Source organism: Ferrovum myxofaciens (genome assembly GCF_000735045.1).
Lineage (GTDB): Bacteria > Pseudomonadota > Gammaproteobacteria > Burkholderiales > Ferrovaceae > Ferrovum > Ferrovum myxofaciens.
This window is the reverse complement of sequence record NZ_JPOQ01000009.1, coordinates 1-12,458: the sequence shown is the minus strand read 5'-3', so window position 1 is coordinate 12,458 and position 12,458 is coordinate 1. Positions and strand designations below refer to the sequence as shown.

Genomic DNA, 12,458 nt, shown 5'->3' with positions numbered 1-12,458 from the left:
ACTCACGTCAATGCAGGAAGCGATGGACAGTCGCCAGCAATGCTGCATTATCCGGATGATCCTTGAGGGTGCTTTCCCAGATTTGACGGGCATCGGTCTGATCTCCTGAAGCCCAGAGCGCCTCTCCCAGATGGGAAGCAATTTCCGGGTCAGGATCGGCGGCAAAGGCGCGTTTCAGCGTATCCACGGATTCATGGAAATGTCCTTCACGGTATTGCACCCAGCCCAAACTGTCGATGATGAACGGATCGTCGGGAGAAAGGGACAGCGCCTTGCGGATCAGGTCGCCTGCCTCGTCAAGACGTATGTTGCGTTCGGCCATGCTATACCCCAGCGCATTATAGGCATGGGCATAGTCCGGACGCAGGGCAATCACGCGGCGCAAATCTTTTTCCAGAACATCGAACCGATTCAACTTGTCTGCCACGATGGCCCGCTCATACAACAGGTCGGTGGAATCCGGCAGGGTGGCCAGAGCCTGGCTGAGGGTATCGAAAGCGCCTTGATCATCGCCGGCATCGCGCTGAATCTGTTCCTGCGCCAAAGTTCTCTGCTCTAACCGTTCAGAAGAAGGGGCGGGCATACGGCTCAGCATATCCAGAGCTTTCTGGGTCTGCCCCTGCTGCGCCAGGATCAAGGCCACCCGGATCTGGGCCAGGGGATGCTGCTCCCCGGAGGAAATGGCCTCGTACCACTGAATGGCCTGTTCCCAATGGTGCTGTTCCTCTTCGGCCTGTCCCAGATAAAACCGGACCCGGTCAGGATCGCGGTATTCTCCCGCCAGAACCTTTTTGAATTTTTCCTCGGCGGTGGGATAATCCTTCAACTGCATATCCAGTAACCCCACGGCCAGCAATAAATCCGGTTGACCTGGATCGGCCTGCAGCAGGGTTTGGAATTCCCGTTGCCCCCCGGCGTAGTCCTTCTGCTCCACCAGGAAACGCGCGTATTGCAAGCGCACTTCGCGCGCTTCAGGATGCTTGGCAAGAAAGGATTGGTACAGATTCTGTGCCTGGGCAGGATCGCTCTTCTGCAGAAGCTGAGCCTCCAGCGCCACGCCCATCTCCCAGTCGGGACGAAGTTGCAGGGCTTTGCGAATTTCCGTCAGCGCCAGGTCAATTTTTCCGTCCTGGGCCGCCAACGTACTGACCAGATAATGTCCTTCAGGGACGTCCGGATAGGGTTCCGTCAAACGTTGCGCCAATGACAGGGCATGGACATGGTCTGGATGCTGAACCAGAACGACATCCAAACCCAGAAAATCATCACCGGCGCTGCTGCGATCCACGGCAATCAACGGAGCCAGAATGGGCAGGGCATCGATCAGATTGGGCTGGGACAGGATCAGCCCACCCAGGGTTTCACGAGCCGAAGGCGACTTGGGATCTTCTTTCAACCATAACGTCAGGGCAGTCTGAACGGCGGGCAAATCATGGGCGTACAACGCCACCTCCGTAGCCCGACGGGCAACGCGCGGATCCTTGGTGGTGCGGGCCAGATCCAGGTAGGTCTTGGTCGCCAGACCGAGATGACCACGCTGGGCAGCGATTTCCGCCAATAACAACTGGTAAACCCAACGCGCTGTCAATTCCTGAATCGGCAGTGGCCGTGCACGAACGGTTTCAGGAACCGGCGCAGTGGCGATGACCGGTGCTGGGGCCGGAACCGGCCCCACCGCCCCCGGCGTCTCCCCATGGGCCAGGGCGGACACTCCTCCCAACAGGACCAGTGCAAATCCCAACTTCCATTGTTTCACACCCTTGGGTGCCTTGGTTTTCATAATCGGCGGTTCCCCTTCAGGATTTGGCACTCATCAAGCGCTTATATTTTTTTTCCAGTTCTGCCTTGCTTTCCCGATAATCCGGATTCATGGGAATGCAATCCACCGGACACACCTCGCGACACTGAGGCGTATCGTAGTGTCCGACACACTCGGTACACTTGCCCGGATCAATTTCATAAACCTCGGCTCCCTGAGAAATTGCCTCGTTGGGGCATTCCGGTTCACAGACATCACAATTGATACATTCATCGGTAATCATCAACGCCATATACTTGTCCTCGGTTACCCAACTGCTTTCAGTTTATCCAACAACCTTTGATGCACCAGTGGATTGACAAATTCCGACACTTCTCCACCCAGCCCGGCAATTTCACGAATCATCGTGGACGAAATGAACAGATACTGTTCGGCAGGCGTCAAAAACAAGGTTTCGACCTCTGGTTGCAGGCGTCGGTTCATTCCGGCCATTTGAAATTCAAAATCGAAGTCGGAAACGGCGCGCAGCCCCCGGATCAATGCCCGGGCCTGCCTGGAACGCACAAAATCTGCCAGCAAGCCGGAAAAACCCACCACCACCACCCTTTCAAAACGGGCCAGGGAGGCTTGCGCCATTTCCACCCGTTCTTCCAGGGTAAACAAAGGGCGTTTGGGGCGACTGTCTGCCACCGCCACCACCACTTCATCAAATAACCCGCAGGCGCGCCGCACCAGATCCTCATGTCCCAGTGTCATCGGGTCAAAGGTTCCGGCATAAACGGCACGGATAAATGTATGCTGGCCCATGGATCCTCTATCAAAGTACGCGTTCGTCCGACCGCAGGCCGGATCGACTCACTCAGCGCCGTTGAAACAATTGTAACCGAGCCTGCCCCACTTTCGTGCACCGAACCTCGCGCCAGAGGTCCGATTCTGACATACCTCGGGAAGATTCACAGTAAATCCACCCTCCTGGACGCAAATGGGTGGACAATGCAGACCATACCCGACTCATTTCCTCACTGTCAAAGGGCGGGTCCAGAAAAATCAGATCATAAGTCGTCCCACTGGTTTCCAACCACTCATGGGCTTGAACTTGCCGGACGGTCACACCCTCCGCTCCCAAACGTTGGGCATTGGCACGCAGGGCCACGCAGGCCAACCGATCCTGCTCCACCAGCACCACCTGCGCAGCCCCCCGGGAGGCTGCTTCAAAGCCCAGGGCACCGCTGCCCGCGAACAAATCCAGGCAGTGCCATCCCACCAGGGATTGTCCTAGCCAGTTGAACAGGGTTTCCCTGCCTCGAGCGGGGGTTGGACGCAGTCCGGGACGGTCATGAAATGCCAGCCGTCGACCCCGCCACTGCCCCCCGATAATCCGAACTTCTCCTTTCATTTGGGGTAAAATCCTCTTTTGTTTTTCCGTCAGATGGCTATTGTCCAATGTTTGGTCTGTTCAAAAAAGCCCCCCAGGACATTTCTCCCTCCCCGTCACCTTCCTGGTTGGGTCGTCTCAAGGCAGGATTGCGGGGGAGTCGGGATAAATTGCAGCAGGGGCTCTCTGGTTTGTTCGGGCGAAAACTGGACGACCAGTGGTTTGAAACCCTGGAAGAGACCCTGATCCTTGCCGACGTGGGGGTTTCCACCAGCCGGCGCCTGATTCACGCCCTGCAACAAGAAGCGCGGCGGCAGCGCATCGAAGAGGGGAACGCCTTGAAACCTCTGCTCAAGGGTGAACTGATGGCGCTTCTGCGCCCTCTGGAGCGGTCCTTGTCCCCGCCGCCGGCAGAGGGTCCTCAAGTCATTCTGTTCGTGGGAGTCAATGGCGCCGGAAAAACCACCAGCATCGGCAAACTGGCCCAATATTTCCTGAATCAGGATAAAAAGGTGCTGCTGGCCGCCGGAGATACCTTTCGCGCCGCCGCCGTGGCTCAATTGGTGGCCTGGGGTGAACGCCACCATGTGCCCGTCATCACTCAGGAAAAGGGAGACTCGGCGGCGGTCATCTTCGATGCCATCCAGGCTGCGCGCGCGCGGGGCATCGATATCGTCCTGGCGGATACGGCGGGACGGCTACCCACCCAATTACACCTGATGGATGAGATTCGGAAGGTCAAACGGGTGGTGACCAAAGCCGACCCCACCGCCCCCCACGAAATCCTGCTGGTCCTCGATGCCAATACCGGTCAAAATGCCCTGACCCAGGTTAAAGCCTTTGACGATGCCCTTCAATTAACCGGTCTGATCATCACCAAACTGGACGGCACCGCACGGGGGGGGGTTATTGCGGCCATTGCCGGTGAACGGCCCATTCCCGTCTGTTTTCTGGGCGTGGGCGAAGGACCGGAAGATCTGGATATCTTTAGCGCGGATGCCTATGTGGATGCCCTGATCGAATGATGGAATTCAAGGAGATTTTCAAACGTTACCCCGAACACCCCAATCTGTTCGAGAACTTCTCCTTGTCCCTGGGGGCGGGGGAGTGGCTGAATCTGGTGGGTCCCCCGGGCAGTGGCAAATCCACCCTGCTGCGCATGATGTCTGGCCTGGAGAAACCCACCTCGGGCACCCTGACCTTCCATGGACAGGACCTTTATCGACTGAGGGCCTCGGCGCGCAGTCGCTTGCGCCAACGCATGGGATTGATCTTTCCCGACCCCGTTTTTCTGGAAGGGCATTCCCTGCTGGACAATGTCGCCCTCCCTCTGGAAATCCAGGGACTGCCCCAAGCGGAATGCTTGACCCGGGCGCAGAATGCGCTGCAGCGCGTGGGATTGGGAAACCAGTCTTCCCTGCGAGCCCGGCAGTTATCCCAAAATGCCCGTCAACGCTTGATGGTCGCCCGGGCCATCAGCGGGTATCCGGTATTATTACTGGTGGATGACTTTTACCATGGCTGGCCTCAGGAACAACGGCAATCGCTGGAAAATTTGCTGGGCAGTTTCCATCAGGGCGGGGTGACCGTGGTGGTTGCCAGCCTGCCGGGGGGAAACCTGCTTTCGCCCAAGGCGCGTACCCTCACGCTGAGCACGCCTGCCCCCCACCGTATCGAGATCGACACATGAGGATCTGGTTCCATCATCACGCCCGTGCTTTCCGACAGGCCCGGTCTTTTATCCTGGGTCAACCCCTGCGCCATGGGGTATCCATACTTTTTTTGGGCATGCTGATCGCCCTGGCTCTGAGTACCGGATTTTTCTGGCAAAAAATCAACCACTGGGTCCAACACACGCTTCCCGAACCTACTCTGACCCTGTTCATGACCGATCAGGCCAATGAAACCCAGATGCACGCACTTTGGGATTCCCTGGCCGCCAATCCCCAGATCCGCGCCTTTGAATACATCTCCCCCGACCAGGCACTGGATTCCTTGCGTCACTCCCCCGACCTCGCCCCGGCACTTAAGGTTTTGAATCGAAATCCCCTGCCGGGCGCCTTTGTGTTGCATCTGCGCGACCCCAGCCCCTCCCGTTTCAATCAACTGGAGCAGGAATTCTCCCATCGAGAGGGGGTCGCCCAAATCCGCAGTGACCGTCTCTGGGCCGAACGACTGGAAACCGTCAGCACACTGGCCGAATCGATTCTGGGTTTCTGTGCTCTTCTTTTCGCTATTCTCTCCTTTCTCTTCATTGCCCACCAGGCGCATCAACAAGCGTTACGTCAACAGGAGATGCGTTCCCTGCTGAACCTGCTGGGCGCTCCCCCTTCCTACCAGCGTCGCCCCTTCGCCTACTACGGCGCCCTGCTGGGAGCGAGCGCCGGTCTTTTGGCCTGGGCGGGCATCTATTGGGCACTCACGCTGATCACCCCCCTCATCCATGCATTCGGGGCTTTATTCCAAATCACCCTCGACCTCCCTCCCCTGGACCTGCGGGACGGGGGTATGCTCATCCTTCTCTCTACTCTGGGAGGGATTTTTGCATCTTTGCTGGGTCAAGGGAACTCACGAGCCACTTAGCACTCTCACGCAAAGAGTGCTAAAATACCCTTGTCAAGGAGGATATGAGTCCATGGAATTAACCGCTGACCACTATCTGACTCCCACCCATTCGGGAAGTCTGGAAGATTACCTGCAAAGGATTGCACGGGTTCCCTTGCTGAGTGCCGAAGAGGAAACCAGTTTGGCCCGGCGCCTGCGCGATCACCATGATCTGGGCGCAGCACAACGCATGATCCTTTCCCATCTGCGTCTGGTGGCCTCCATTGCCCGCCAGTACAGAGGCTATGGTTTACCCCAGGCGGATTTGATCCAGGAAGGCAATGTGGGTCTCATGAAGGCCGTCCGACGCTTTGATCCCGAGCGCGGGGTTCGTCTGGTTTCCTTTGCCGTACACTGGATCAAGGCGGAAATTCATGAATATATCCTCCGCAACTGGCGTCTGGTTAAAATCGCCACCACCAAGGCACAGCGCAAGTTGTTCTTCGGTTTGCGCAGTCTCAAACCCGGCTTCAGTTCCCTTTCTCCGCAGGAAACCCGCAAAATTGCAGAACAATTGGGAGTTCGCCCGGAAGATGTGAGCGAAATGGAAACTCGCCTGGCAGGTCAGGATATTTCGCTGGACCCCGGACCGGAAGATGACGAACACTGGGTCAGTCCCGTGGCCTATCTGGCCGACGAAGGAGCAGGACCACGGGAAACCCTGGAAGCCAATGAAAATGCTCGAAATAGCCATGAAGGACTGCAGGAGGCCCTGAATCGACTGGACGCCCGCAGTCGCAAGATCATCGAGGACCGCTGGTTGCGGGACGAAGACGCCCCCCCCATCACGCTCCATGATCTGGCCGACGAATGGGGAATTTCAGCCGAGCGGGTGCGTCAAATCGAGGTTCGGGCTTTACAAAAGATTCGCGCCACTTTGCTCCCCACGCCTCAACCGGCCTAACCCGCCCTCCGGCTAGAAACTGCAAAAAACGAGTTCAAAGGGGACAAGGGTGGACACGACGCCAGTGCGCGTGGTTTCGTCCATCTCCAGAAAGCGAATGTTGAGTTGATATTTGTTGGCGCTGATTTCTGGAACACACTGAAATTTTTCTTCGACGCCCACTCTCAACAGGCGCGCATCGGCACCCACCTTTTTCTGTTGATAGAGTCCGTTGCGCGCCTCCAGATGGAAGGACTTGCCGCTTTCCAGCATCAATCGGATGTGCAGTTCCAAGGCGGTCTGTGTGGAAAGCAGGGGGGCGACCCAGGCACTAAAATGGCTTCGACGCACCTCCACCGGCAGGGACAACCAGTAATGATAGGTGGGCATGTCGAAATCACACACCCCTCCGGGAAGGTTGGCCCGTTGCTTGATGGCCATGAGACCTTCATGATTGCGCAGGTATTCTGCAAACTTTCCCTTGGACGCATGCAAACTCTCGATGGCCTCATCGAGGTCCCTCAAGGTCTTGTCCAGCGTGCCCGCATCCACATCCGGGTTGCGTCGCAGAGACGACAATATCCCTCGTTGCCGCTCCAGTCCCTGTAGCAAGTCGGACTTGACGTCGGCACGGGCCGTTGCATCCACAATTTCAAAAAGAGAAAGAAGGGCAGCGTGATGATCCAGTGGATCGTCCCGCTGCAAGAAATGGAAAACATGCCGGAACAGCGTGGTCAGGCGCAAAAATACACGGACCTGCTCACTCAACGGAAAGTCGTAAAGGATCACCGGGGGGCCCCTCGGAGCAATCTTGAGATTCTGACGCAAACAAGGGAGATATGCAAGTCCCCCGCCGATTCAGGAAACATTCAGGGAACGAAGTTGTTCTCCAGCCATGAAGCGGTACTGATGATCGAGTTTTTTTACCACCGTCTCCAGACTTTGCAAGTCTCCGTTGTTGTCGATCACGTCATCCGCCACGCGCAGGCGGGTTTTACGATCGGTCTGGGCGGCCATAATGGCCCGCACCGTCTCCGGCGTCATTTCCGGCCGCTGGGAGGCCCGCCGAACCTGAAGGTCTTCCTCACAATCCACCACCAATACCCGGGAGAGCAGAGGGCGATAGGAACCCACCTCGATCAGCAACGGAACCACCAGCAGGACATAGGGCTGAGTTGCCGCATCCAGTGCCGCATGAACCGCTTCCCGGATCCGTCCATGCATGATGGTTTCCAACTGCTTGCGCGCGGGAGGGTGATTGAATACATGATTGCGCATGGCCGTCCGATCCAGACTGCCATCCTCACTGATGAAAGCTTCTCCGAATTTCTCCCGGATCGCCTGGATGGCAGCGCCCCCCGGGGCGGTCATTTGACGGGAAATGGCATCCGTATCCACCAGTCCGGCCCCATACCGGGCAAATAAACTGGCCACCGTGGATTTTCCAGCCCCTATGCCCCCGGTCACGCCCACAATAAACTTGCTCATGCTCCTCTCCCTTGCAAATTCATCCACAAAATACATTCGGCAGCCAAAACCATAAAGGGACCGAAGGGGAAGGCGATATTTCTTCCCTTGCGCCACCCCAGGCACAGCCCCCCCACCACGCCCAGGGATGCGGCCCCCATCAAGATCAAGGGCAATTGTGCAGCGCCCATCCAGGCCCCAATCACCGCCAGCAACTTGACATCCCCCAGTCCCATGCCTTCCCGCTTCGTCCACCCACGAAAACCCCAATACACCCCGGCCAGCATCAAATACCCCAATACCGCGCCCCAGAGGCCCTGTTCCAGGGAAACTCCCCCTCCTAGCCCGTGAAAAATCAAGCCCGACCACAATAAGGGTTGAGTCAGCCCATCGGGAAGCAATTGGGTTTCCAGGTCAATGAACGCCAGCAACAACAGCCCCCATTGTAACCCGACAAAGGCCCAGCCTTGCAGGTCTGCCCGGCCCAGCCACAGCGTGGTCAGAGCACTGGATGCCACCAAACCAGGGAAAAGATGTGGATGACGGGTCCTGAAATCATGAACCCAGACCGTTTGCTGATTCATCCAGGGAATCCGGGCCTCATCGAGCCCATGGATCCAGCGATTCAGGTGCCCTTGCCCCCAATGGGCCAACCCAAACCCCAACAGGGCAGCCACCAACCCATTCAGAAACGGCATCACTCCCCTGCCTCCTGGGGTGCTGCGGCAGAAGCAGAGTTCGCCTCCGTCACATGTACCCGCGCTACCCGCACCCGACGGTCCTGGGTCTGCACGATTTCCACGGGATAACCCGCCACCTTGAGGGCTGTTCCTGGCTCCGGAATGTCCTCCAGAATTTCCAGGATCAGCCCATTCAGGGTTTTAGGACCGGTGACCGGAAAGAGTGTACCCACTTTCCGGTTGAGATCCCGCAAGGAACAGTCTCCATCCACCAACACCGTGTGTGCGCTCTCGCGGGTAAACAAATCCCGGTGATGGGAGCGCCCGCTGAACTCTCCAACAATTTCTTCCAGAATGTCTTCCACGGTGACCCACCCCAGCAATTCTCCATACTCATCCACCACCAGCCCAACTTTATGCTGGGTTTTCTGGAAGTTCTGAAGTTGGGTCAGTAACGCCGTTCCCTCTGGAATGAAATAGGGTTGGCGCATCACGCTCATCAGACCTTCACGGGTGATTCCTCCTTGCTGGAAGAGATTGAAAATCTTGCGCACATGAACCACGCCCACCACCGCATCCGGTGTCCCCCGATACAACAACTGGAGGGTATGGCGAGCCGTCCCCAACTGCGCCATGATTTCAACCATATCCGCATCGATGTCAACCCCTTCGATGCGCGAGCGGGGCGTCATCACATCCTCCACCGTCATCTGGTTCAATTCCAGCAGATTGAGGATCAAATCCTGATGGTTGCCCGTCAAAAATCCCCCACCCTCCAGCACCAGCAGGCGCAAGTCATCCAGGCCCAACCCCTGTGCCCGGATTTGGGAACGTCGACGCAAGCCCATCAGGAACAGCAATGCCCGCACGAACAGGTTGATGAACCAAATGATCGGGGAAAACACCCATAATAACCCGACCAGAATGAAACTGATGCGCAGCGCAATGGGCTCGGGCCAGGTGGCACCGATGATCTTGGGCGTGATTTCGGAAAACACCAGAATGACCAGCGTCACCAGTAACGTACTGATGGTGAGAGTCATTCCGCCGCCTCCAACCCAGCGCATTACCAGCACCGTAACAATGGAGGCCGCCGCCGCATTGAGCAAGTTGTTTCCCAGCAACAACATGCTCAGCAAACGTTCCGTTTGTTGCAACAGGGACTGGGCCCGGCGGGCACCCGCACGGTGCGCCGCCAGGTGCTTGAGGCGATAGCGATCCAGCGCGATCATGCTGGTTTCGGCCATGGAGAAAAACCCCGACAGGACCAGCAGCAAAACCAGTCCTGCCAACATCCAGCCCCAGGAGAGCTCATCCACGATGAAGCAGGATCTCCACCACAAACTTGCTGCCCAGATACCCCACCAAAAGCAGGACAAACCCTGCCAGGGTCCAGCGCGCCGCCCGCCGCCCGCGGATCCCCCAAAGTTGGCGGGCCATCAACAGCCCGGCAAAGATGATCCAGGACAGCAGGGAAAAAATCACCTTGTGATTCCATACCAGCGGTTTGTCGAAGAGGGCTTCGGAAAAGAAAATCCCGCTGACCAAGGTCGCCGTCAAGAGGAGGAAACCCACCCAGATCATCTGAAAGAGCAGCGCATCCATGGCCACCAATGAAGGCAGAGCCCCCAGCGGAGTGAAGGGGCGATCATGGTTGTGCAGGCGCTGTTCCATGACGCTCATGAGTACGGCGTGCAGGGCCGCCACGCCAAACAATCCATCGGCCATCAAGGAAACCACCAGATGAATCTTGAAGGTCAGCAAATGGCTGTATTCCACCGGTTTTTCGGCAGGCAGAACGAGGGGAGCCAGCACCAGTCCTGCAACGATCAACATCAGGACAGACTGAAGGACACCCAGACGGCAGCGAAAACTGGCCAGCCAATACATGGCAACGGTTGCCGCACCCACCAGGGACAGTGAATTTCCCAGGGACAAAACCATCTGGTGGGAAGCAAAGAGAACCCGGTGCAATAACGCGGCATGCACCACCAGAGTCAAAAAGAGCAAACCCTGAGCGCGCCACGATGACCGGCAATTGGTGGTTTCCACCGGCACCGGCTGTCGGGAAACGAGATCCCGCAGCCCCAGCAGAAGATAAAGCGCTGCAGTGATAAAATAGAGGGAGGTATTGACCATAGTGTCGATAGTTTACCACTCCCAACCTTTAATGAGGCTTCTCCTTCCATGCTCGATCAACTTACCGAACGTCTGACAGGCGCTCTGAAAACCTTGCGCGGACAGGCGCGTTTGAGCGAATCCAATATTCAGGATGTCCTGCGTGAAGTCCGAATTGCACTGCTGGAAGCCGATGTGGCGCTGCCCGTGGTCAAGGAATTTGTCGATACGGTGCGCCGCGAAGCCCTGGGACAGGCGGTATTGAGCAGTTTGACGCCGGGCCAGGCCTTCATTGGAGTCGTCCATCAAGTACTGACCCGCCTCATGGGGGAACAGAACGAGGGGCTAAATCTCGCTACCCAGCCCCCCGCCGTCATTCTCATGGCGGGTTTGCAGGGTGCGGGTAAAACCACCACTGCGGGAAAACTGGCCAAGTGGCTCAAGGAACAGCAAAAAAAGAAAGTTCTCCTGGTGAGTTGCGATATTTACCGGCCTGCGGCCATCGAACAACTCCAGATTCTGTCTCAATCCATTGAGGTGGATTTCTTCCCTTCTTTCGCTCATCAGGCACCTGAAGAGATTGCGCTCGCAGCCCTGGATCATGCCCGCCATCATTACCATGACGTTCTGATCGTGGATACCGCCGGACGTCTGGCCATCGATGAAGCCATGATGCAGGAAATTCAGCGGCTTCACCAAACCATCCACCCCGTGGAAACACTCTTTGTGGTGGATGCCATGCAAGGACAGGACGCGGTCAATACGGCGCGCGCCTTCGGGGAAGCTCTGCCCCTCACCGGGATCATTCTTACCAAACTGGATGGCGATGCGCGGGGTGGGGCCGCCCTGTCGGTACGCCATGTGACGCAACGTCCCATCAAGTTCATCGGGGTGGGTGAAAAATTGACCGGGCTCGAGGCCTTTCATCCGGAACGAATGGCCTCGCGCATTCTGGGAATGGGCGATGTCCTGAGTCTGATCGAAGAGGCTCAACGCTCCGTAGACAAAACAGAAGCAGAAAAACTGGCCAAGAAACTCAAGAAAGGACAGAGTTTTGACCTGGAGGACTTCAAATCCCAATTGCAACAGATGCGCAAAGCCGGTGGAATTGGAGCCATGATGGACAAATTGCCGGCTCAGTTGAGCCGGGGCCTCGCGCCCGGCACCGCCGCCCCCGATGACCATGCGTTGCGCCGGATCGAAGGGATTATCAACGCCATGACCCCCCTCGAGCGGCGGCGACCCGAGCTCCTCAAGGCATCACGCAAACGACGCATCGCACTGGGCTCCGGAGTGCAGGTACAGGAAGTCAACCGTCTCCTGGCCCAGTTCGAACAAATGCAGAAAATGATGAAAATGCTCTCTCAGGGGGGAATGACCAAAATGATGCGGGGCATGCGCAACCTGATGCCCGGACGTTGACATCCTCCCCGCCCTCAGCCTTGAGGCTGCCGTGCAAGCACGGGAAGGGTAGGGATTCCTGATCTACGAAGACCAGCCGCATATCCCTTGCGAGAGATGTTTCCTGCTTCAACGCGAGAGGTCTGCTGATACGGCTACGCCGTTTCACAT

At 57.2% G+C, this 12,458-nt stretch carries 13 protein-coding genes and 1 pseudogene; 5 read left to right on the top strand and 9 right to left on the bottom strand.

Translation table 11 applies throughout. The annotated features are described in order from the left end of the window. Nucleotides 1-7: 7 nt before the first annotated feature. The 4 genes from IV91_RS0102090 to rsmD are packed head-to-tail and all read right to left on the bottom strand — an operon-like array spanning nucleotide 8 to nucleotide 3,203. Nucleotides 8-1,780: a tetratricopeptide repeat protein gene (locus IV91_RS0102090; RefSeq protein ID WP_051861871.1), complete on the bottom strand. Its 1,773-nt coding sequence runs from the start codon at nucleotides 1,778-1,780 to the stop codon at nucleotides 8-10. Nucleotides 1,781-1,796: 16 nt separating this feature from the next. Continuing rightward, the gene (locus IV91_RS0102085; protein ID WP_031595636.1) at nucleotides 1,797-2,051 is read right to left on the bottom strand and encodes a YfhL family 4Fe-4S dicluster ferredoxin; all 255 of its coding nucleotides are present in this window, start codon (nucleotides 2,049-2,051) and stop codon (nucleotides 1,797-1,799) included. A 14-nt stretch (nucleotides 2,052-2,065) separates the two neighbouring features. After that, on the bottom strand, nucleotides 2,066-2,566 hold the full coding sequence (gene coaD / locus IV91_RS0102080; RefSeq protein ID WP_031595634.1) for a pantetheine-phosphate adenylyltransferase: 501 nt from the start codon (nucleotides 2,564-2,566) through the stop codon (nucleotides 2,066-2,068). Nucleotides 2,567-2,618: 52 nt separating this feature from the next. After that, nucleotides 2,619-3,203, bottom strand: a complete 585-nt coding sequence (rsmD, locus tag IV91_RS0102075; protein ID WP_264753739.1) for a 16S rRNA (guanine(966)-N(2))-methyltransferase RsmD — start codon at nucleotides 3,201-3,203, stop codon at nucleotides 2,619-2,621. A gap of 56 nt (nucleotides 3,204-3,259) precedes the next feature. Here rsmD and ftsY point away from each other — a divergent pair. The 4 genes and pseudogenes from ftsY to rpoH form a co-directional block, all read left to right on the top strand. Continuing rightward, nucleotides 3,260-4,159, top strand: a pseudogene (ftsY, locus tag IV91_RS0102070) (signal recognition particle-docking protein FtsY); the annotation flags it as partial. Beyond that, entirely contained in the window at nucleotides 4,156-4,824 is a 669-nt protein-coding gene (locus IV91_RS0102065) for a cell division ATP-binding protein FtsE (protein ID WP_031595629.1), read from the top strand. The pseudogene ftsY and the gene IV91_RS0102065, both read left to right, overlap by 4 nt. Next, nucleotides 4,821-5,717 carry a cell division protein FtsX gene (locus IV91_RS0102060; protein WP_031595627.1) on the top strand — a complete coding sequence of 299 codons (897 nt, stop codon included), beginning with the start codon at nucleotides 4,821-4,823 and terminating at the stop codon, nucleotides 5,715-5,717. The genes IV91_RS0102065 and IV91_RS0102060 overlap by 4 nt, the downstream gene beginning before the upstream one ends. Nucleotides 5,718-5,769: 52 nt before the next feature. Continuing rightward, entirely contained in the window at nucleotides 5,770-6,642 is an 873-nt protein-coding gene (rpoH, locus tag IV91_RS0102055) for an RNA polymerase sigma factor RpoH (protein ID WP_031595625.1), read from the top strand. A 12-nt stretch (nucleotides 6,643-6,654) separates the two neighbouring features. Here the strand turns inward: rpoH and zapD are convergent, their stop codons facing one another. The 5 genes from zapD to IV91_RS0102030 all read right to left on the bottom strand — a co-directional run bounded on the left by zapD (nucleotide 6,655) and on the right by IV91_RS0102030 (nucleotide 10,907). Further along, nucleotides 6,655-7,410: a cell division protein ZapD gene (zapD, locus tag IV91_RS0102050; RefSeq protein ID WP_031595623.1), complete on the bottom strand. Its 756-nt coding sequence runs from the start codon at nucleotides 7,408-7,410 to the stop codon at nucleotides 6,655-6,657. Between the two features lie 69 nt (nucleotides 7,411-7,479). Then, the gene (gene coaE / locus IV91_RS0102045) at nucleotides 7,480-8,109 is read right to left on the bottom strand and encodes a dephospho-CoA kinase (RefSeq protein WP_031595621.1); all 630 of its coding nucleotides are present in this window, start codon (nucleotides 8,107-8,109) and stop codon (nucleotides 7,480-7,482) included. After that, complete coding sequence (locus IV91_RS16605) at nucleotides 8,106-8,786, bottom strand: prepilin peptidase (protein WP_051861868.1); 681 nt, start codon at nucleotides 8,784-8,786, stop codon at nucleotides 8,106-8,108. The genes coaE and IV91_RS16605 overlap by 4 nt, the downstream gene beginning before the upstream one ends. Then, entirely contained in the window at nucleotides 8,786-10,087 is a 1,302-nt protein-coding gene (locus tag IV91_RS0102035) for an HlyC/CorC family transporter (RefSeq protein WP_197456279.1), read from the bottom strand. Before IV91_RS0102035 ends, IV91_RS16605 begins: the two co-directional genes overlap by 1 nt. After that, entirely contained in the window at nucleotides 10,080-10,907 is an 828-nt protein-coding gene (locus tag IV91_RS0102030) for a cytochrome C assembly family protein (RefSeq protein WP_031595616.1), read from the bottom strand. The genes IV91_RS0102035 and IV91_RS0102030 overlap by 8 nt, the downstream gene beginning before the upstream one ends. Before the next feature lie 48 nt (nucleotides 10,908-10,955). Here IV91_RS0102030 and ffh point away from each other — a divergent pair, with 48 nt between their 5' ends. Next, nucleotides 10,956-12,308 (top strand): signal recognition particle protein, encoded by a 1,353-nt coding sequence (ffh, locus tag IV91_RS0102025; protein ID WP_031595614.1) that lies wholly within the window; start codon nucleotides 10,956-10,958, stop codon nucleotides 12,306-12,308. The last annotated feature ends 150 nt before the right edge of the window (nucleotides 12,309-12,458 follow it).

Bases quoted from the DNA above. Each gene is read 5' to 3' on its own strand.
- IV91_RS0102090 (WP_051861871.1), bottom strand. From the start codon at position 1,780: ATGAAAACCAAGGCACCCAAGGGTGTGAAACAATGGAAGTTGGGATTT.
- IV91_RS0102085 (WP_031595636.1), bottom strand. From the start codon at position 2,051: ATGGCGTTGATGATTACCGATGAATGTATCAATTGTGATGTCTGTGAA.
- coaD (WP_031595634.1), bottom strand. From the start codon at position 2,566: ATGGGCCAGCATACATTTATCCGTGCCGTTTATGCCGGAACCTTTGAC.
- IV91_RS0102065 (WP_031595629.1), top strand. From the start codon at position 4,156: ATGATGGAATTCAAGGAGATTTTCAAACGTTACCCCGAACACCCCAAT.
- IV91_RS0102060 (WP_031595627.1), top strand. From the start codon at position 4,821: ATGAGGATCTGGTTCCATCATCACGCCCGTGCTTTCCGACAGGCCCGG.
- rpoH (WP_031595625.1), top strand. From the start codon at position 5,770: ATGGAATTAACCGCTGACCACTATCTGACTCCCACCCATTCGGGAAGT.
- coaE (WP_031595621.1), bottom strand. From the start codon at position 8,109: ATGAGCAAGTTTATTGTGGGCGTGACCGGGGGCATAGGGGCTGGAAAA.
- IV91_RS16605 (WP_051861868.1), bottom strand. From the start codon at position 8,786: ATGCCGTTTCTGAATGGGTTGGTGGCTGCCCTGTTGGGGTTTGGGTTG.
- IV91_RS0102030 (WP_031595616.1), bottom strand. From the start codon at position 10,907: ATGGTCAATACCTCCCTCTATTTTATCACTGCAGCGCTTTATCTTCTG.
- ffh (WP_031595614.1), top strand. From the start codon at position 10,956: ATGCTCGATCAACTTACCGAACGTCTGACAGGCGCTCTGAAAACCTTG.